The 19,221-nt window shown below is 66.7% G+C and carries 20 protein-coding genes and 1 pseudogene; 12 read left to right on the top strand and 9 right to left on the bottom strand.

Going from position 1 to position 19,221, the window contains the following annotated elements; genetic code table 11:
- On the top strand, nucleotides 1-295 hold a 295-nt coding region (locus ACK4JY_RS13560), incomplete at its 5' end, for an autotransporter domain-containing protein (RefSeq protein ID WP_409606573.1).
- 215 nt (nucleotides 296-510) lie between these two features.
- Here the strand turns inward: ACK4JY_RS13560 and ACK4JY_RS13555 are convergent.
- Nucleotides 511-1,355, bottom strand: a pseudogene (locus ACK4JY_RS13555) (SDR family oxidoreductase).
- Nucleotides 1,356-1,597: 242 nt separating this feature from the next.
- Here ACK4JY_RS13555 and ACK4JY_RS13550 point away from each other — a divergent pair.
- Nucleotides 1,598-2,524, top strand: a complete 927-nt coding sequence (locus tag ACK4JY_RS13550) for a manganese catalase family protein (RefSeq protein ID WP_409606571.1) — start codon at nucleotides 1,598-1,600, stop codon at nucleotides 2,522-2,524.
- A gap of 77 nt (nucleotides 2,525-2,601) precedes the next feature.
- Here the strand turns inward: ACK4JY_RS13550 and ACK4JY_RS13545 are convergent, their stop codons facing one another.
- Nucleotides 2,602-3,066 carry a DUF4142 domain-containing protein gene (locus tag ACK4JY_RS13545; protein ID WP_409606569.1) on the bottom strand — a complete coding sequence of 155 codons (465 nt, stop codon included), beginning with the start codon at nucleotides 3,064-3,066 and terminating at the stop codon, nucleotides 2,602-2,604.
- 261 nt (nucleotides 3,067-3,327) lie between these two features.
- Nucleotides 3,328-3,579, bottom strand: coding sequence for a hypothetical protein (locus ACK4JY_RS13540; protein WP_409606567.1), 252 nt, complete (start codon nucleotides 3,577-3,579; stop codon nucleotides 3,328-3,330).
- A 217-nt stretch (nucleotides 3,580-3,796) separates the two neighbouring features.
- Here ACK4JY_RS13540 and ACK4JY_RS13535 point away from each other — a divergent pair, with 217 nt between their 5' ends.
- Nucleotides 3,797-5,152, top strand: a complete 1,356-nt coding sequence (locus ACK4JY_RS13535; protein ID WP_409606565.1) for a DUF2254 domain-containing protein — start codon at nucleotides 3,797-3,799, stop codon at nucleotides 5,150-5,152.
- A 70-nt stretch (nucleotides 5,153-5,222) separates the two neighbouring features.
- Here ACK4JY_RS13535 and ACK4JY_RS13530 read toward each other — a convergent pair whose 3' ends face one another.
- Nucleotides 5,223-6,062: an MBL fold metallo-hydrolase gene (locus ACK4JY_RS13530; protein WP_409606563.1), complete on the bottom strand. Its 840-nt coding sequence runs from the start codon at nucleotides 6,060-6,062 to the stop codon at nucleotides 5,223-5,225.
- 239 nt (nucleotides 6,063-6,301) lie between these two features.
- Between ACK4JY_RS13530 and ACK4JY_RS13525 the strand changes: the two genes are divergently transcribed.
- From ACK4JY_RS13525 to ACK4JY_RS13495, 7 genes are all read left to right on the top strand, one after another.
- Nucleotides 6,302-6,868, top strand: coding sequence for a DNA-3-methyladenine glycosylase (locus tag ACK4JY_RS13525; RefSeq protein ID WP_409606561.1), 567 nt, complete (start codon nucleotides 6,302-6,304; stop codon nucleotides 6,866-6,868).
- Complete coding sequence (locus ACK4JY_RS13520; RefSeq protein WP_409606559.1) at nucleotides 6,865-7,845, top strand: ATP-dependent DNA ligase; 981 nt, start codon at nucleotides 6,865-6,867, stop codon at nucleotides 7,843-7,845. Before ACK4JY_RS13525 ends, ACK4JY_RS13520 begins: the two co-directional genes overlap by 4 nt.
- Before the next feature lie 276 nt (nucleotides 7,846-8,121).
- Entirely contained in the window at nucleotides 8,122-11,631 is a 3,510-nt protein-coding gene (locus ACK4JY_RS13515; RefSeq protein ID WP_409606557.1) for a chemotaxis protein CheB, read from the top strand.
- Nucleotides 11,631-12,011: a response regulator gene (locus tag ACK4JY_RS13510; RefSeq protein WP_409606555.1), complete on the top strand. Its 381-nt coding sequence runs from the start codon at nucleotides 11,631-11,633 to the stop codon at nucleotides 12,009-12,011. Before ACK4JY_RS13515 ends, ACK4JY_RS13510 begins: the two co-directional genes overlap by 1 nt.
- 49 nt (nucleotides 12,012-12,060) lie before the next feature.
- On the top strand, nucleotides 12,061-13,029 hold the full coding sequence (locus ACK4JY_RS13505; protein WP_409606553.1) for a chemotaxis protein CheB: 969 nt from the start codon (nucleotides 12,061-12,063) through the stop codon (nucleotides 13,027-13,029).
- Nucleotides 13,030-13,091: 62 nt separating this feature from the next.
- Complete coding sequence (locus ACK4JY_RS13500; RefSeq protein ID WP_409606551.1) at nucleotides 13,092-13,355, top strand: hypothetical protein; 264 nt, start codon at nucleotides 13,092-13,094, stop codon at nucleotides 13,353-13,355.
- Nucleotides 13,356-13,407: 52 nt separating this feature from the next.
- Entirely contained in the window at nucleotides 13,408-13,773 is a 366-nt protein-coding gene (locus tag ACK4JY_RS13495) for a response regulator (RefSeq protein ID WP_409606549.1), read from the top strand.
- On the opposite strand, the gene ACK4JY_RS13490 is transcribed toward ACK4JY_RS13495, so the two are convergent.
- The 4 genes from ACK4JY_RS13490 to ACK4JY_RS13475 all read right to left on the bottom strand — a co-directional run bounded on the left by ACK4JY_RS13490 (nucleotide 13,762) and on the right by ACK4JY_RS13475 (nucleotide 16,549).
- Nucleotides 13,762-14,472: an HWE histidine kinase domain-containing protein gene (locus ACK4JY_RS13490; protein ID WP_409606547.1), complete on the bottom strand. Its 711-nt coding sequence runs from the start codon at nucleotides 14,470-14,472 to the stop codon at nucleotides 13,762-13,764. The genes ACK4JY_RS13495 and ACK4JY_RS13490 overlap by 12 nt on opposite strands.
- The gene (locus tag ACK4JY_RS13485) at nucleotides 14,469-15,227 is read right to left on the bottom strand and encodes a Crp/Fnr family transcriptional regulator (protein ID WP_409606577.1); all 759 of its coding nucleotides are present in this window, start codon (nucleotides 15,225-15,227) and stop codon (nucleotides 14,469-14,471) included. The genes ACK4JY_RS13490 and ACK4JY_RS13485 overlap by 4 nt, the downstream gene beginning before the upstream one ends.
- A 153-nt stretch (nucleotides 15,228-15,380) precedes the next feature.
- Nucleotides 15,381-15,719, bottom strand: coding sequence for a response regulator (locus ACK4JY_RS13480; RefSeq protein WP_409606545.1), 339 nt, complete (start codon nucleotides 15,717-15,719; stop codon nucleotides 15,381-15,383).
- Between the two features lie 38 nt (nucleotides 15,720-15,757).
- Nucleotides 15,758-16,549 carry a Crp/Fnr family transcriptional regulator gene (locus ACK4JY_RS13475; protein ID WP_409606543.1) on the bottom strand — a complete coding sequence of 264 codons (792 nt, stop codon included), beginning with the start codon at nucleotides 16,547-16,549 and terminating at the stop codon, nucleotides 15,758-15,760.
- A gap of 214 nt (nucleotides 16,550-16,763) precedes the next feature.
- Here ACK4JY_RS13475 and ACK4JY_RS13470 point away from each other — a divergent pair, with 214 nt between their 5' ends.
- Nucleotides 16,764-17,039, top strand: a complete 276-nt coding sequence (locus ACK4JY_RS13470) for a hypothetical protein (protein ID WP_409606541.1) — start codon at nucleotides 16,764-16,766, stop codon at nucleotides 17,037-17,039.
- Between the two features lie 53 nt (nucleotides 17,040-17,092).
- Nucleotides 17,093-17,434 carry a hypothetical protein gene (locus tag ACK4JY_RS13465; protein ID WP_409606539.1) on the top strand — a complete coding sequence of 114 codons (342 nt, stop codon included), beginning with the start codon at nucleotides 17,093-17,095 and terminating at the stop codon, nucleotides 17,432-17,434.
- Between the two features lies 1 nt (nucleotide 17,435).
- Here the strand turns inward: ACK4JY_RS13465 and ACK4JY_RS13460 are convergent, their stop codons facing one another.
- Nucleotides 17,436-19,181 carry a glucan export ABC transporter ATP-binding protein gene (locus ACK4JY_RS13460; protein WP_409606538.1) on the bottom strand — a complete coding sequence of 582 codons (1,746 nt, stop codon included), beginning with the start codon at nucleotides 19,179-19,181 and terminating at the stop codon, nucleotides 17,436-17,438.
- Nucleotides 19,182-19,221: the final 40 nt, after the last annotated feature.

Raw genomic sequence — 19,221 nt, 5'->3', positions numbered from 1 at the left:
CATGGGCCGGGCCTTCGATCAGGGAGCAGGCCGCACCGCCGTCCTGTCGGGCCGGCTGGGCTGGCGTCACGCCTGGGACGACAGGGCCGGCGACGGCCGACACGCCTTCGCCGCCAGCCCCGCCCCCGCCTTCAACGTCCATGGCCTGCCCGTGACCGGGGACGCCGTGGTGGCCGGGCTGGGCCTCGATCTGGACCTCAAGGACCGTCTCAGCCTCACCGTCGACTGGTCAGCCCAGCTCGCCCCGGACCTCAACGCCAACACCCTCGCCGCGACGCTGAACTGGAGGTTCTAGGGCAGGAAAGCCCACGGGCCTCCGGCACGCCGCCGGAGGCCCGTCAATCGGGAGGGCCGGATCGCGGGCGTGGGGGCCGGTCAGGTCTGGTTTCCGATCGCACGCCAATGCCGTTTCTCCCCGCCGCGTCGGTGCAGGACAGGCGCGCAACGCGGGAGCCTTGACCTTCGGGACGACCGAACGTCTGCCTCCTCCGCCGCCGCGCGCCAGGGTCCTCAGAGGAGCGGCGTCCCGCCCGTGACGGGATAGACGCCGCCATTCATGTAGCTGCCCTGATCTGACGCGAGCAGGACAAATATCCCGGCGAGCTCGGCGGGTTGGCCCGGGCGGCCGAGGGGCGTGTCTTGTCCGAAGCTCTCGACCTTCGCGGCCGGCATGGTGGACGGGATCAACGGGGTCCAGATCGGCCCGGGCGCAACGGCGTTCACCCGCACGCCCTGTTCGCCGAGCATCTGCGCCAGTCCCGCGGTGAAGTTCGATATCGCCCCCTTGGTGGCGGCGTAGGCGAGCAGCATCGGGCTCGGCTTGTCCGACTGAATCGAACTCGTATTGATGATCGATGCCCGGGCTTCATGTGGGTCACCGCGGCCTTGGCCAGGTAGAACATGGCGTGGATATTTGTACGAAACGTGTAGTCCCACTCCTCGTCGCTGATGTCATGGATTGACGCGTAGGTCCGCTGGAAGGCGGCGTTGTTGACGAGGATGTCGAGGCGGCCGAACTCCGTCATGGCGCGGTCCACCAACGATCGGCAGTGGGCGGGGTCGGAGATGTCGCCCCTTGCCAGCACGCACCGCCGCCCGGCTTGCTCGACGGCGCTGGCGGTGGCCTCGGCGTCGGCATCCTCTTCTTCCGACAGGTAACTGATCAGGACGTCCGCCCCCTCACGGGCATAGGCGATGGCGACCGCCCGGCCGATCCCGCTATCTCCCCCGGTGATGATGGCGACGCGGTCCTGCAGCCTGCCCGAACCGACGTAGCTGGCTTCTCCGTGGTCCGCGGTCGGCGTCAACTCGCTGTCGGAGCCCGGCGGGTCCTGGTGGGGGATCGGGTCTTGCATGGGGAAGGTCCTTGTCTGGCCACCGCTAACCGGGCGGTCGCGCGACAGTTCCCCGGAGTGGCGCGTTCCCGACGCGAAACCTTGGCCTCATGACGCGACCAGACCGCAATGTCGGGCGCCATACATAGTAATCAACTCTGTTTTACAAACCTGAATATGTTCGGAACGGCCCTAACGTCTCACGGTTGGTCTCCGTGGTCATTATCTGGCTGCCTCGCAACTGAGAATACAGGTATTTGCCGATGTATTATACAGACAAGCTTCTTCAGTATCCCGTCCGGGTCGAAAGGCCAGACCCGGTGTTCGCCCGTGCGCTGCAACAGGCGATCGGCGGGGTGGAGGGCGAAATCCGAGTCTGCCTGCAGTATTTCTTCCAGGCCTGGGGGGCGCGGGGCCCGACCAAATACCGGGATCTGCTCCTGAACACGGCGACTGAGGAGATCGCGCACATCGAGATGCTCGCGACAGCCGTCGCCCTGAATCTCGAGGGCGCGCCCCTGTCGATCAAGGAAGATATCGCGAACGACACGGCGGGAGGATCGGTGCTGAATGGAATGGATATGCGCCATGTGCTCTCCGCGGGCCTCGCCGCCATGCCAGCGGATGCCAATGGGGTCCCGTTCGACTGCAGCCACGTCTACGCCAGCGGCAACACGGCGGCGGATATGACCGCCAACGTGGCGGCTGAGGCTACGGGGCGGGCCTTGGCGGGTCGGCTCTGGAACATGACCGATGATCCGGGCATGAAGGACATGCTCGCCTACCTGATCGCCCGGGACACCTTCCACCAGAACCAGTTCATGGCGGTGATCGAGGACATGGGGGGGCTTGAGGCGAACATGCCGATCCCCAACAGTCTGCCGCCGGAGTCCCAGAACGACGAGTTCGCGTATGTGACCCTCGGGTTCAACCGCGACGGCTCGCCGCCGCCGGAGGGACGCTGGTCGCAAGGCGTCTCGATCGACGGCAAGGGCGAGTTCAGCGCCCGCCCGATGGAGCCCTTGGGGCAGGAGCCGGATCTGGCGCCGCCGCGGCCCGACAGCGGCGCGCAGATGCAACAGATGGTCGACGGCGTTACGACGCCGGGAGCCGTGAAACCCCGCGAGGCCAAGGGGGCTGGCGGGGTGGTGGAGGCCATCAAACACGCCCTCGACCCTGATCGTCCCTGAGCAACCAGGCCCTCCTGCCGGCGCGGGGCGTCGAGAAGCAGGCCGTCCCGGTGGGCGGCCTGCTCTCTGGTCAGCGCCTAGTGGCCGCTATGGCCGGCGGAAGCGTCGCCGTGCATCGCGGTGATCTGGTTGTAGTGCTCCGCCACGATCGGAACCGCCGTCCGGGCGGCGGTCTTCAGCTGCGGCGCGTCGCCGTTGGTGGAGTAGCTGGTATGAAGCGCCAGGGCCTCGCGGTGCGCAACGACCTGCTGCTGCTTGTACAGGGCGTCGCGGGCCCCGGCCTGCGCGGCCTGGAGCTGGGCGATCATCTGCGACTTCGTTGCGTCCAGGGCCGGGGCCGGGGGTGTTAGTCCGGCATCCCGAGCCGCGCCCATCAGCGTCGCCGTGGTCATGGTGTGATGGTCGATCATCTTCTGCGCGAACGCCCGCAAGCCCGTGTCCTGGGTGGTTTGCAGGACCAGCTGGCTCGACTGAATCTCGTAGAGGTCGCTGGCCGCCGCCATTCTCAGATAGTCCATCGACGATGGGGCTGGCTGGTCCATCGCCGGTCCGGCGACAAGGGCGGCTTCGCCAGAAGGAGTCGAAGCACAGGCAGACAAGAGCGCGGCCGCAGCGGCGCATAGCAAAAGGCGTTTCATTGATCAGCTCCGTAGGCGCGGGGTGCGCCGGGGCCAACCGGCAGTCGAGACCGACGTTCCAAAGTCGGCTACCCGACGTCCGGGCGCGAACCCCCGCCCCGCAAGCTCGGTACCTCTGGTCCTCCGGGCCTTGGCCGGAAGCGGGCGGTCGACGGACGGCGCAACCTATTCCGTCGCGGCGGCCCCAACCTGTTCCGCGCCTTCGGGGGACAGGGTGTCCTGGTTGGGGGGCGGCAACTCCGACGGCTGCACCGGATGCTCGCGGCTTTCGGCGGCGACGTCGTCTTGCCGGAGGCTCCAGTTCATCCAGACGTAGACGCCGCCGCCGACAAGCAGCAGCAGGATGAGACCCACGATCGCGGCGTTGAAGCGTTTCGTGCGCCTGGGTTCGGGCGCGGCGGATCGATGAGGGGTCACGGTCGTTGCTCCGGGTCGATGTGTCGCTGAACCACAGGCCCGGTGGGAATGTTCCGGCGTCGGGGAATCCGCCTTGGCGCGCGTCGCCCGGGCATTTGAGCCGTTTCGCCGCCTCCGGGCGGGGATCACGGCCGCTCTTTCGGGCGCCGGGGTAAGGGAGTGGCGCTGTCTTGTTCGACGGCGAGAACTTCCGGCGTCATGGCCGGTTCGTAACGCCATGGGTCGCGGCTTTGTCAACTGGGCCAGATCGTCGCTGGACGGTCTCCGCACGAGTCTTTGGCTGGTGCCGCTCGTCATGTTCCTGTTCGGAACAGGACTGGCGATCATCATGTTGCGGCTTGGCGGCCCCGATGTCGCCGTGGGGGGGCGGACCGCGTCCTGGCTGAACAGCGGCAACGGCGCGGACGCCCGCAACCTCCTGTCGACCTTGCTAACCGCCGTGATCTCGCTGGCGGGGATCGTATTTTCGGTGACGGTGGTCTCTCTATCCCTGGCGGCCAACGCCTACGGTCCGAGGTTGATCAGGACCTTCCGCGCCGACCGCGGCACGCAGCTCGCGCTTGGCGCCTTCGCCATGACCATCGTCTATCTGCTGCTTGTCCTGCGGGCGATCCGCGGCGACGCGCCGGCCGACGAGGTGCAGGACTGGGCGGTGGCGATGGGCAGTTTGCTCGCCCTGGTCTGCGTGTTGGCGCTCGTCTGGTTCCTTCAGGGGGTCTCCAGCCTCATCGTCGCCGACGAGGTAGTGAGACGGGTGCGGGGGGAGTTCGACAAGGCCATCGACAAGTTGCCGGTGCTCGGCGATGCGGGCCCGGACGTCGGGCTCGAACTCCCGGCGGATTTCGAGGAGCAGGCGCTCGGTCTCCGTCTGCCGCGGGAGGGCTATGTCCAGTCGCTCGACCTGGATCAGATCCTGGGCTGGGCCGAGAAACACGAGGCCATAGTCCAGCTCGATTTTCGGCCTGGAGATTTCGTGGTGGACGGAGATCGCAAGGCGTTCGTCTATCCGCCGCCGGCTGATCCGGACCGGGCGCGTCGGGAAATCGGCAGATACATCGTGTCCGGCCAGCAGCGGACCCCGGACCAGGACCTGGAGTTCGCGATCAGACATCTGGTCGAGGTGGCGGTCCGGGCCCTGTCGCCGGGGATCAACGACCCCTTCACCGCACTGGCGGTGATTGATCGGTTGAGAGGGGGATTCGCCCGGCTCGCCGGCAAGCAGCTGCCGCTCCCGGGCCTGGTCGACCGCAACGGCGTCCTCCGGGTTGTCCGACGCGTGAGCGACTTTCCCGAAATCGTCGACGCGGGGCTCGATCAGATCCGGCAATCGGCGTCCCGGATGCCTTCGGTGCTGATCCATATGCTTCGGGCGATAGCCGCCGTTGCCGAGCATCTGCGGACCGACGAGCAGCGCATCAGCCTGCGCAATCACGCCCGCCTGATCAGGGCCGCCGGCGGCGAGACTGGTGACATGAGCGAAGATGAGGATCTGGAGCGCGAGTACCGGCGAGCCCTGGCTGCGCTCGAGAGCGACAGGGTGGCGTCAGTCCGTCGCCCGCGATCCCGTTCGTAGGGGTCGCGCGGGGCTGGGCGACCTGGCCCGGTATGGTCAGTGGCGGCCGATGCGGGGTCGGGGAGGATATCTAGAGCGCCCGCCCGGCCATGCAGGCCTCAAGCTCGGCGGCGTCGTGGGCGCAGATGATCCGGGTGTTGGCCGTGGTGTCGAGGGACAGGGCCCGCAGCCGCGCCTGGTTGCCGAGCCGGGCCTCACGATCAACTTCCATCATGTTCTGATAGAGCCTCAGGCCCGGCGGACATTCCCGGACCGTCTGGCGCATTTCGGCGCGGTGGAAATAGGCGTCGCCGGCATGCAGCAGCCACCCGCCATCGGTCGCAACGGCCACCCCCGCGTGTCCCCAGGTGTGTCCCGTGAGCGGTATGAGCAGCACTTCCGGCGGCAGTCCATCCATGTCGCGGACGGCGCCGAAGCCAAACCAGGGCTCGCCTTCGGACCGGTACGGCCGCCAGTCATGGACCGCATCGAACTGCATAGGTCGATAGCGTTTGCGTGACGTGACCCCGCCATCGAGGGCGCGGGCCGCATCCAGTTCGCGCCCGAGAAGGTGCACGCGAGCGTGCGGGAAATCCTCAAGGCCGCCGGCATGGTCGAAATCCATGTGCGTCAGCACGATGTGCCGCACGTCCCGAGAGGAAAATCCGAGAGCTTCGACCTGCCGGATCGCGGTCTCTTCCTCCCGGAAGCGGATATTCAGAAGGCCCCGCATGAGCCGGCTGGTACGGGGATGAGGGTGATGGACGTCCCGCAGGCCGTAGCCGGTGTCGACGAGCACCAGACCCGAGGACGGCGTTTCCACAAGCAGGCAGTGGCAGACGAGCCGCGCGGTCGGGCCCCGACTGCGGCCGTCCATGAACCGCCCACCGAAAGGGCAGTCGGTGCCGCAGTTCAGGTGATGCACCTTCATCGGAACTCCTGTTCGGCGGTGGCCGATCGCGAGCCGTCGGCCACAAGGAACGGGGGACGGGCGTGGCACACCAAGACCTCGTTTCCTTGTTGGTTCCTGTGTCGGGTCCCCGACGCCTCCGCCGGGTTCCGCAGGGGTCGCCTTGGCGATCGGGACCGCGCCGTTCGCGCGTGACGCCACGCTGGTGGTCGCCGGCCGGTGGGCGGGCAACGGCCGGGCCGCGCAATCGTTGTCTCGCGATGACGCCTGCATTCTTTGATCGCCCGGCCGAAGCTGTCGCCCGAGATCTGATCGGCGCCGTGTTGACGGTCGACGGGGTCGGCGGCCGGATCGTCGAAACCGAAGCCTATGATGGCGAGGATCCGGCGTCGCACAGTTACCGGGGCCCGACGATGCGAAACGCGCCGATGTTCGGTCCACCCGGACGAGCATATGTCTACCGCATCTACGGGCTCCACTCCTGCTTCAATATCGTGTGCGACGCCGCCGGCTCCGGCAGCGCCGTCCTGATCCGCGCCCTGCAGCCGATGGAGGGCCTCGACGTCATGCAGGCGCGCCGCGGGGTTTCCGCCCGGGCCCAGCTGTGCTCGGGCCCGGGCAAGCTGTGCCAGGCTCTCGCCATCGACGCCCGGCTGAACGGAGCGCCCGTGACCGCGCCGCCTTTCCGGCTGGGAGCGGCCACGGAGCCGGTGAAGGTCGCGCACGGCCGCCGCATCGGCATCAGCGTCGCGGTCGAGACGCCGTGGCGGTTCGCGGAGGCGGGCTCCCCATTTCTGAGCCGACCGATGCAAGGGAAGATCGCATGAGCGAGATCCTGACGGGGACGCCGATGGAGGCCAAGGCCGCCAAGGCCCTTCCGGAAGGCCCGGGCTGGTGGTTCGAGCCCAAATGGGATGGTTTCCGATGCCTGGCCTTCAAGTCCGGCGACCGGGTCGAGTTGCTGGCCAAATCGGGCAAGTCACTGAACCGGTTCTTCCCCGAGGTGGTGGAGCGGCTGCGATCGGTGCGGGCGGAGCGCTTTGGACTTGACGGTGAACTTCTTGCCCGCGCCGGCGACGACTGGTCGTTCGAAGTGCTCCAGGCCCGGCTGCATCCGGCCGAGTCCCGGATCCGGCGGCTGGCGTCCGAGACGCCGGCGACCTTCACCGTCTTTGATATGTTGGTCGATACCGACGGCGCCGACCTGCGGACGCGGCCTCTGGATGTCAGGCAGGCCAGACTCGCCGCCTTCACGGCCTCCCACGGCGATGCCCGCCTCACCCTCAGTCCGGGTACCGGAGACCGCGGACGGGCGCAGGAATGGCTGGAAACCAACCGGCTCGAGGGCGTGGTCGCAAAGAGACTCGACGGACCCTACGAGGAGGGTCGCAGAACCATGGTGAAGGTGAAGCGGCTAAGGTCCGCCGACTGCGTGGTGGGCGGGTTCCGCTACGCCAGCAAAAGTCGGTTGGTCGGCTCTTTGCTGCTGGGGCTCTACGACGACGAGGATCGGCTCCACCATGTGGGTTTCACATCGGGGTTCGCGGGGGTCGACAAGGTTGACCTGACGGGCCGCCTGCAGGGGCTGTCGGGCGGAACGGGTTTCACCGGCCGCGCCCCGGGCGGGCCGAGCCGCTGGTCGACAGACCGGGCTGCCAACTGGGTGCCGCTGCGCCACGACATGGTGGTCGGAGTGTCTTTCGACCAGGTCTCGGATGGCCGTTTCCGTCATGGGACGGGCCTTCTGCGCTTCCGCCCCAACAAGTCGCCCAGGCAATGCCGCATGGACCAACTCGACCAGTAAGGCGGGACGGCTCAGCCATGGAGGTCGAAACGCCACGGGACTCTGCCTGTTCGAACGAGACCCCGCAGGCCGCGACGGACACCAGTCATGGCGCCCGTAATGGCGGCGCCCCCATGAGCACCGCGACGCGAGCATGTCCCCACGCCATGGCGGCGCTTGCCCCTCAGGGCCTGAGCGCGCACGATGTGTCCCGAATTGGCGCTTCCTTTTCCAACGAGACGGTCCGGCCGAGGCTCGGCTCGGGATGGCCGCCCAGCGTCAGGGATAAAGTCGCCGATGAGCCGAAAACATGAAGAGTCCCGGTCCCCCACCCTGACTGTCGGTATTGGCGCGTCAGCCGGGGGCCTGGAGGCGTTCACGGACTTCCTCAAGCATGTTCCGCCCGACAGCGGGATGGCCTTCATTCTGGTTCAGCATCTTTCTCCTGATCACGAAAGCATGCTGACGGAGATCCTCGGCCGGGCGTCACCGGTCCCGGTGGTGGTGGCGGAACATGGAATGGTGGTCGAGCCGGACCAGGTTTACGTCATTCCGCCCGACGCCACCCTTACGGTCGCGGACAGCAAACTCCAGGTCGTCAAGCCCGCCCCGCCACGGTCGGACCGCAGACCGATCGACAGCTTCTTCAGCTCTCTGGCCCGGGACCGGGGCGATAGCGCGGTTTCGATTGTTCTGTCGGGGGTCGGCAGCGACGGCTCCATCGGGCTGGCCGCGGTCAAGGAGAGTGGCGGGCTGACGATCGCCCAGGCCGACTTCGACCACCATGCCAAGCCGGGCATGCCGAAAAGCGCCGCAGACACCGGCCATGTTGACTACGTCCTTCCCGTCGAAGAGATGGCGGCCAGACTGATCGAGTACCGTGATCACCTCGCCTTGGTGGCCGACCGCAAGGACCGCGATGGAACGCGAACCGACGCGGCCGAGGGGCTGGCGACCGTCCTGGCAGTGTTGCGCGCGAAGACCGGCCACGACTTCTCGAAATACAAGACCAAGACCGTGACCCGCCGGATCCAGCGCCGCATGCAGGTCCTGCAGATTGACACCGTGCCCGGCTATATCAAACGCCTGCGGGACGACGCCGGCGAGCCGGAGCTGCTCTTCCGTGATCTGTTGATCGGCGTTACGGAGTTCTTCCGGGACCCCGAGGCGTTTCAGGGCCTGTCGTCCGCCATCGACGCGGTCCTTGAACGCGGGCAGCCATCGCTTCGCGTTTGGGCCGCGGCCTGTTCCACCGGAGAGGAAGTCTACAGCCTCGCCATTACCATACGTGAGTTGATCGACGCGCGCGGCGCGAATCTGGACGTTCAGATATTCGGCACGGATATCGATGACCGTGCGATCGAGTTCGCCCGCGCCGGGCGCTACCAGCGCACCCTCGGAATATCACCCGAACGTCTGAGGCGCTGGTTCTTTGAGGACGACGGCGCGTTCTGTCCGTCGCGGCAGATTCGGGGAATGTGCGTCTTCTCCGTCCACGACGTGACCAAGGATCCGCCGTTCTCGCGGCTGGACCTCATCTCATGTCGAAACCTGCTGATCTATATGGATAGCGATCTGCAGGATCGCGTGTTGCGCACCTTCCACTACGCCCTGAAACCGGAGGGCCTGCTGTTCCTCGGGTCTTCAGAAGGGGTGAGCGGACACGCCAAGCTTTTCGCCCTTCAGGACAAGGCGGCCCACATATTCCGGCGGTGCGAGGGCGACGCAGCGTTTCCGGCCATGCCGATGCCGGCGCAAACGCCCGCCCCGCACAGCCGACTTCCCGGCGAACCAAGCCGGGGAGCGGGCGACCCGGTTGATCGCGGCGTCCGCGCCGCGCTGGCGAAACACTCTCCAGTGTTCCTTGTCGTGGACCGCCAGAGCCAGATTGTCCGCTATTCCGGCGGGGAGGCGGCCCGGTACCTCGAACCCTCGGCCGGCGCCGCCAGTCTCAGTCTCCAGTCAAACCTGAAGAAGGGGCTGCGCGTCGTCGTGCGAACGGCGCTGCAGTCCGTGCTTAAAACCGGGGAAGGGGTGGTCGTCGACAACGTCTCGCTGTTGGTCGAGGGCCAGCAACGCACCTTGAGCGTCATCGTGGAGCCGGTGCCCGACACGGGAGCCGAAGGGCTCTATGTCGTCGCCTTCCAGGATCTGCGGGTCGTCGTCCCGACGCGGGCCGAGGATCCGGACGGACGCTCGACCAGCCCGGAAGCCGCCGCGGCCGAGCAGGAGCTTCGCACGACACGGGCGCAGTTGCAGGCGACGATCGGCGACCTCGAAACGGCAAACGAGGAGATGAAGTCGGCGGCGGAGGAGTACCAGTCCGTCAACGAGGAGCTTCAGTCGACCAATGAGGAGTTGCAGACCTCCAAGGAGGAGATGCAATCGATCAATGAGGAGCTGCAGACCGTCAATGCCGAGATGATGGCGAAGAACGATCTGCTCTCCAACCTGAACAGCGATCTACAGAACCTGCTGGACAGCACGCAGATCGCCACGATTTTCCTCGATGAGAACCTGCGCATCAAGAACTTCACGCCGGGGATGTCGGACATCTTCAGCATCCGGGAAAGCGATCGCGGCCGGCCGCTGACGGACATCGTCAGCCTGCTGGCCTATGACGACTTGCGCCGCGATACGGCGAAGGTGCTGCGTGAGTTGACGGTTCTCGAGCGCGAGCTCGAGTTGCACGACCGCGGCGCCACGTTCGTCATGCGAATTCGCCCCTACCGAACCCTGGAGCGCATGATCGAAGGTGTCGTCATCACCTTCGTTGATGTGACCGAGCGGAGGAAAGCGGAACGCGCCCAGCGCGCAAGCGAGCGCCGCTTCTCCGCCATCGTCGACCAGGCCGCCGTCGGGATCACCGAAACCAATCTCCAGGGCCAGTTCCTTCTGTCCAACGCCGCCTTCGACACGATGGCTGGCCGAACTCCGGAAGAGCTTGGGCGGCTGCGGCGCCAGGAGATTATCGGCCCGGAAGACGCCGATGCCGTTACCGCGCGTTTCGACCAGGCGGTCACCGACGGCGGAGCCTTCGAGCTGGAGTATCGCCTGCTTCGCGGAGACGGCACCTGCGTCTGGGTGCACGACAGCGTCTCTGTGCTCTCCGAACCAGATGGGGGCGCGTCCCGGTTGATCGCGGTGACGTTGGAGATCGAGAAGCGCAAGCGGGCCGAGGAGCAAGCCGATCTGCTTTTGGGCGAGCTGGACCACCGGGTGAAGAACATTCTGGCGATCGTCTCCTCGATCGTGGCCCAGACCCTGAAGGCGTCACCGTCTCCAGAGGTCTTCGCCGAGACTATCCAGGGCCGCATCAAGGCGATCACCCGGGCCCATAGCCTCCTGACGAATCGCGACGCTCCCGGGGCGGGGACGCTTCGCCACCTCGTGGAGACCGAGCTTGGGCCGTACCAGGGAAGAGACATCCGGCTGGAGGGCCCCGACCTGGTGCTCACGCCCAAGGCGGGTCTCTCGATCGCCATGGCCATTCATGAGCTCGCCAGCAACGCGGTCAAGTACGGCTCCTTGTCAGAGGCCAACGGCGGTCTCGCCGTGACATGGTCCGTGACTCCGGCCCCGGACCGCCGTCTGCAACTGCGCTGGATCGAATCCGGCGGCCCGGCCGTCCCCGGGCCGCCGACCCGGCGTGGATTCGGCACGACCATGATCGAGCGCTCCATGACCTACGAATGGCGGGCGAAGGTGGATCGGAGCTTCCCCGCGACCGGCGTGGTCTGCTCCATCGATCTGCCGTTCACCTCCGAGGTCGGTGAGTTTCGTTCCCCGGGCAGGGCGGGGTCGTGATGGCCACTCATCGCGTCGCACACGGCCGCCGTGTTCTTGTCGTCGAGGACGAGATGAGCATCGTCGTGATGATTGAAGACACGCTTCTTGAACTGGGAGCCGAAATCGTCGGTCCCGCGGCCTGGCTGGACGCGGCGCTGGAATTGGCGAGGGAGGACGCGATCGACGTCGCGGTGCTCGACATCAACATCCATGGCGGCAGTTCCTATCCCGTGGCCGATGTCCTGGCCGAGCGCGGAATACCTTTCATGTTCTGCAGCGGTTACGGCGACTGGGCCCTGGAGGAGCGCCATCGCGCGAGGCCTCGCCTGACGAAGCCTTTCAGCGGGGGCGACCTCGCGGACCGCCTGATTGAACTGTTGGGTGCGCAGCCGGGTTAAGGGTCTCAGAGCGTTCGATCCGGGCGTCGAACTGACGAAGTTGACAGCCATGCGGGATATCGTCGCGATTGGGGGTTCCGCCGGATCTGTCGAGGTCATCCGGACGATCTGCCGGGGTCTCCCCGCGGACCTGCAAGCGTCGGTTCTGATCGCTGTTCACGTTGGATCCATCGGTCAGGACCTCCTCGGCCGCATCCTCGACGCCGACGGACCGATCCCCGCGGGCACCGCCGTAGAGGGAGAACCGCTTGAGCGGGGGCGGATCTATGTGGCTCCGGCGGATCATCATCTCGTGGTCGATGACCGAACCATCCGCCTGGGCCGCGGGCCGCGGGAAAACATGTCACGGCCCGCGATCGATCCCCTGTTTCGCTCGGCTGGCATCAGCGCCGGACCTCGCGCCATTGGCGTCCTGCTTTCCGGAATGCTCAACGATGGCGCCTCGGGACTGGCGGATCTGAAACGGTGCGGCGGGGTGACGGTGGTTCAGAGTCCCCTCGACGCCATCGAGGACGAGATGCCGAGGACGGCACTGCTGGCCAGCGATATTGACTATCGGGCGTCCGCCAGCGACCTCGCCGGCCTCATTGGCCGACTGATCGAGGAAGAAGCCGGTCCTGAGCTCAGCCCACCCGCGAACATCGCCCTGGAGGTGGCGATCGCGGTCGGGCGGCCGTCCGACAGTTCCGTCATCGCCGAGATCGCCAGTCCGGTCCCACTGTCGTGTCCTGGATGCGGGGGAACGCTGTCGCAGATCAGACGATCCCCGCTGCGCTTTCGTTGTCAGGTCGGGCACGGCTATACGGCGGAAGCCCTGGCGCAGGAGCAGGAAGACGCTGTTGACGAGGCCATCCGCATTGCCTTGCGGGTGATCGGAGAGAGGGTTGTTTTGATGGAGAAGATGGCGCTGGAGGCCCGGCAGGCGGGAAGGACCGCCGCCGCGGCGAGCTTCGACGAGCGCGCGCTGGAACTCAGGGGCCATGCGGACGTCCTGATGGAGTCCGCCCTCGATCGGTGAACGGCGATGCCTTGCAACGTCCTCCCGTGACTTCAGCCGATGAGGAGCCTAGCTTTCCTGTCATGGCAACCGGCGAAACCCCTCTCATGATGGTCCGGCGTCACATCGCCGAAGGCGAGGATCACATCGCCAGGCAGTTGGCGATCATTGAGCGGCTTCGGATACAGGCGCGATCGGGAGGCTCCGAATCCCTGCTTCTCGAAGCCGAGGCCCTGTTGGGGCAGTTCGAGGCGACGCAGATCGCTCACGTCGCTCAGCTCCGTCAAATTCAGGAGGATCAGCAAGCCGGTCTGCGCGACGCCGACGGCAACCTGACCATCCCGTGAGCCTGATCGTCGCCCACCTGGCGGTGTTGTCGTCGCGTCGCCGGAGAGCCGGATGATGGCGCCCGCCGGGGCTTTGAAGGGGCTACGGCTCCTCATCGTGGAGGACGAGTATTTTATCGCCGTCGATACGGCGGAAAAGCTGGCCGCCGAAGGGGCCATCGTCGTCGGCCCCGTCGCCACCGTCGGGGAGGCTCTGCAAATACTCGCCGAACACATCAAGCTCGACGGCGCGGTTCTCGATCTGAACCTTGGGGAGGAAAAGGCCCTCCCCGTGGCGGACGCGCTGACGGCCCGGGGCATCCCCTTCATCTTCGCGACGAGCTACGCGAAAGGGGACACGCCTGCGCGTTTTGCCGACATCCCATGCTTCAGCAAGCCGATTGACGTGGGAAAGGTCGCGAGGGCGCTAGGCGGGTGACGCCTCGCCTCGCCCGACCGGCCCGGTCGGCTCGATCTGGCCGATGCGGTCCGTCAGGGGGAACCGCAGGGTGAACCGCACTCCGTCTGGCTCGAACCCGAGCTTGCTGGCGGCTCTGAGTTCGTAGGCGAGTGTACGGGTGAGCACTTCCGTCCCGAAGCCCTCAGGTCGATCCTCCGATGTTCCCGAACCCAGCTCCTTCCAGACAAGCGTCAGCACCGGGTTCGCGTCGCCCGTCTCGACGGCCCAACTGATCTGCACCTGACCGGCACCCGCGCCGAGCGCGCCGTGCTCGATCGCGTTGACCGCGAGTTCGTGAATCGCAAGCGCCAGAACCTGGCCCGCGCGCGGCCGAAAATGGACGCTGGGTCCCGATATGGTGGCCCGCTCTCCCTCGGTTATTTCGTAGTGGTGCAGTTCCTCCGACACCATGTCGTGGAGTTCGACCGAGCCCCTCTCGTCAGCGGCTGCCTGGGCACGGGCTATCGCGTCGAGCCGGTCTTCAAGGTGAGCGACGTAAGCCTCCATGTCCGTTTTCGCGGCGGCCGACTTCCGGATAATGATCCGGAGCATCGCCAGCGTGCTCTGCAATCGGTGGCGGAGTTCGCCCGGCGCGTCTCTCTGATCGAGGAGCCGGCGCAGCCGTCTGTTGTCCGCTTCAAGATCAGAGTCCCGGCTGGATGTGCGGCTGTCTGTCATCGTGTGTTCCGGAGCTGCCTGTCTCCAACACCTGGCTCCGCCGGGCGTTCAAATCGGCCCGGCCCTTCGGTGTGGAGATAGTTCGGATCGAAGTACGAGGCTTCGCGCAGGTCATCCAGGGCATGGATGGTCACCAGCCGGTTGTGCAGGGACATGAGACCTCTGCATCGGAGGTCCTTGAGCGAGCGGTTGACGTGTACGGCCGACAGACCCAGGACATCCGCCAGTTCCGCCTGTGTGAGAGGAAAGTCAAACTGAAGCCCGTCGGCCAAGCCGACCATCTCAAGTCGCAGATGAAGCTCGCAGACCAGATGCCCCAGGCGCTCGGAAGCCGAGCGGCGGCCGAGACTGACGACCCGTTCTCGCTCGATCGCGGTCGCAACCAACAGGTCCCACCACAGCGCTTTTTCGACGGCGAGGCTGCTCCGGGCGGCGGCGCGTATCGCGGCCGGAGACACCTGGGCCAGCGTGACAGGCGTCAGCGCGCCGAGGGAATGATCGGCAAAACTCGGCAGAATTCCGAAAGGCTCGGCGAGGTCTCCCGGCAGCAGGATCGAGGTAATCTGCCGCTTTCCGTTCTCAAGATCGCGATAGCTGCACACCCACCCGTCCAGAACCACAGTGAGACAGCGTGGAGCCGTTCCCTCCATCACGATGTCGCCACGCGCCTCGACGCGACGTACGGTGCTGGTCAGGTTACGAAGCGCCGCCACGTCGTCGTCAGTCAGGCAGGCTCCGTGACTGAGTTTTCGCACGAACGGCAAGGGTGTCTCCCGCTGGGTTTTGGCAAAATCACGTTCCGAGCCATCAAGGTAAGGGCGATCAGGCTTGTTGAGTTCCGGGTCGCCTGGGCCAGTGGGGCGCCTCCCCCGCTCGCCGGACACCGTGGTCGCCGCGACACCCGCCGTTCAGGCCCGTTCCAGCGCTGCCGTCAGGCGGTGCAGCTCGATCGGCTTGTCGACCCGCGGGATGTGCGCATACCGGGACGGTATCGCTGCCTTGTCGCACCCCGTCGCGAACACACAGCGGACCTGTCGGCTGCCGAGGAGATCGACCAGGTCGAAGACGGGTTCTCCAGCCAGGTTCACGTCGAGGACCGCGAGGTTCAAACCGGGGTTGTCGTCGATCAATTGGATCGCGTCCGGGACGGACGGGGCAAGACCGACGATCTGGCAGCCGACGGCCGCAAGATTCTGGCCGATGTCTTCCGCGATTACATATTGGTCCTCGACGACCAGAACACGCATCCCTTCCAGGTTTCCGGGGGACGCAGACGCCAACATGGTCAGGCCTCTCGCGCTTGAGGCGTGACACTATCGAAGTCACTCCGGTGCGCGTGCGCGAACGACGTCCTGTCCGCCATGACGGCGGGGTCATGATCGACGGCGGCGGCGTCGCAGTCGCACGCGAGCGCCGCAAGGCCCTGCGCCATGTGCACCCGCACGCGCCCCCGCCGTGAGTCCATCACGCCCGCCTTCTTCAGCGTATGAAGAGCGGCGTTAACGCTGGTGCGCTGAACGCCTATGATCTGCGCCAGGCGCTCCTGGGTGATCGGCAGAGGTCCGGGCGGGGCCGCACGGATGAGCCGGCGAATCCATTTCGCGAGGCGCTGATCAACCGAGTGGGCGTCGATGCAAGCCATTTCCCTTTCGGCGAAATCCAGCCGGGCGCCCCCCAGGCGGACGAGATGGCAATCGTCCTTCATTCCTACCGAAGCGGCGCGGATCTCGAAGAAGGTGGTGTCGAGAATTGCCTCGACGACCGGACGCCCCTTTGCGTGGAGTAGGTGGCGAAGACCTTGGACGGAGCCCGGCGGATGCCAGGCGACACAGAGGCGGTCGGCATCCGCGAAAGCGCCCAGTCCGCCGGACGTGATGAAGCGAAGAACGGCATCGTCCGGGTCGACACTCTCGCCCGCCGGGATGCTGATGCTGCGGCCGCGGCTGGCGAAGACGTCCAGAAACTCCCATCCAGAGGGGGCGGCCATCCCGTTCCCGCCCGCGAAATAGTCGGCAGGCGACCCGGGCCGTCGCAGGGGCGAAGCCGGGATCTTTCGGTGGGGATCGACGGTCGACATAGCCGCGGTCATGCCAAGTCGCTCGCCCGCCGCCACTCACATGGGTTAGCCAATGGCCGGCCGGCATTCTTGCGGTGACCGAGGCCTGGGTCCGGACGGGACGCAGCCGACGCCCAATGACCGCGACCCCTCAGGGCTCAACCACTCGGGTAACAAATGTAAGTGAGCGCCGCTCCGGAACCCGGCCTTCTGTGCGCAAGCCTGAGGAAACCGTATGCAAGACCACCACGGCGTCGCCGATCTGGATCACCCCGCAGCCGCCAATGGGACGCCTCCGGCGCGGGGCGACTATCTCCTGAAGCTGTTCACCACCGGCCAGAGGCCTGCGCGTGCGGAGCGACTTGACGTCGACACCATGGGCGAGGCGGTCGAAGTCTCCCGGAGCCGGGTTAGCGCCAGCGCGACCTTTGCCCGCGGGATGCTCTATTGCGACGGCGCCCCGGTGATGGAGTTCACTCGCCACGCGATCCGCTGGGCCAATCTGCACTGAGGGGCGCCGGCCCGGCGTGCAGGCCTGACGTCGCGCCAAACCTGGAGGACAGCGTGTTTGAGATCATCGTCGTAGAACCCGCGGGCGCCGGATGGAGCGTCGATGTCCCGGGCCTGGTCAACCAGATGTTTTTTGCCACGGGGCGTGAGGCAGAGACGGTCGCGCGCCGTCTGGCGACGCGGCTGGCCGGCGCCGGGCGGGGGGTCGAGGTTGAGATCAGACTCCGCGGGGGCGCGATCGCTGGCCGGTATCTGTGTTTCCCCCGGGCGGCCAACGAGGAGGAAACCGCGGCGCCGGCGCCTCGCCCAATGGCTGTGCCGAAGGACAGTCTCGCGGGCGGCATGACGATCATCCCCCATGGGACAGGCGGGTCCGGTTGGCAGACCAGCATCTGATTCAGGCGGGCCCGCGTGTCCCGTTGTCGCGCACCAGCCCGCCCTGACGCGCCAGCGCATGGAACGTCCCCCCGCTGGCCAGCAGTTCGTCAGGCGGTCCGGTCTCCACGATCCGCCCCTTCTCCATAACCACGATCAGATCAGCGTCCACCACGGTCGACAGCCGGTGCGCGATCACGAAGGTGGTCCGGCCGGCGGCGGCGGCGTCGAGGGCCAGTTTGACCTTCTGTTCCGTGATCGTGTCGAGGGCGCTCGTCGCTTCGTCCAGGATAAGGATCGGCGCGTCCTTGAGGATCGCTCGCGCGATGGCGAGCCGCTGGCGTTCTCCGCCGGACAGGAGCCGGCCGCCTTCGCCGATGACGAAGCCGTATCCGCCTGGCTTGGCGACGATGAAATCATGCGCCTCTGCGGCGCGCGCGGCGGCTTCCAGCTCCGCGTCGCTGGCGTCCGGCCACGCCAGCCGCAGATTGTCGGCGATCGACCGGTTGAACAGGCCGGCGTCCTGGAAGACGACGCCGATCGCGGACCGGAGCGACGCCAGCGTGACGCGCCTGACGTCCTGGCCATCGATCAGAATGCGTCCGACGGTCGGCTCGCGCTGGCGCTGGAGCAGACTCATCAGCGTGGTCTTGCCCGCGCCGCTGGCTCCGACCAGCGCGACCCTCGCCCCCGCCGGCACGCGCAGGTCGATATCGAACACCCCCATGTGAGTATCGATGAACCAGTGGCTGACGCGCTCGAACACGACCTCGCCGCGGATGTCGACCAGCGGCTCCGCGTCGGGCGCGTCGGCGATCATCAGTCGCGTGTCCATCAACTCGAACAGGCCTTTCAGCGTCGGGGCCTGGATGAACCCCCGGGAAATGGAAGCTGACAACTGGTCAAGGCGGGCGATGAGCAGGCTGGCGAAGCCAATGAAGCTCACGATCTCGCCGACGCTCACCTGTCCCGCCGCCAGCAGCAGTGAGCCGACGGCGAACAGGGTCGCCATGGCCAGCGTCGAGGCGCCCCGGGTCATGACCATCAGCACGGCCCACCAGCTCAGTACAGGGTACTGGGCGCCCAGCAGACGGCCAGTCATCCTGCGAAGGTCAGCGCCCTCTGCGCGGGTGCGGGTATAGGCCTGGATGACGCCGACATTGGCGATGACGTCGCCGATGCGGCCGGACACCGCTTGATGGTGCTGCTCGACCTCCGCCTGACCGGCCTCGGTCTTGCCGACCACGACCCAGCTGACCGCGATGTAGATTGCCGCCAGCAATATCAGCACCGCGGCCAGAACCGGATTCACCCAGAGGGCCAGCGGGGCCAACAACACCAGACTGACCAGCGCCGGCTGCTGCTCCCTGAAGAACGACAGGATGAGGGCGAACAGCGCGTCGCCGCCGGACAGCATCGTGCGGATCATGCGCCCGGTGCCCTGCTCCGAAACGAATGGGGCAGGCAGGGTGACGGCGCGCTCGAACGCCTTGTTCATGGCCGCCAGCCGTCGGCGATGCGCCATGCGGTCGGCCAGCAGTGAAACGGCGGCGGCGCCCGCAATGCTCAGGAGTCCCAGACCAGCCCACAGCCCGATCAGTGTCCATGGCTCCGAGCCGCGCGTGAGGGAATCGACCACCCGGCCAAACAGGACGGGCTCCACAACGGCGAGCGCGCCGAGAGCCACATTCGCGGCGACCAGCGCAGCGGCGCGTCCACGGTCCGGTCTCAACAGATGGTAGGCCCGTGCGTAGAGGTTCGCGATCATGGAGGCGCTCCCGGGGCGCCAACCGCCGGACAACGGATTG

This window comes from Brevundimonas sp., assembly GCF_046295595.1.
Taxonomy (GTDB): domain Bacteria; phylum Pseudomonadota; class Alphaproteobacteria; order Caulobacterales; family Caulobacteraceae; genus Brevundimonas.
This window is presented reverse-complemented; position numbering and strand designations above follow the sequence as displayed.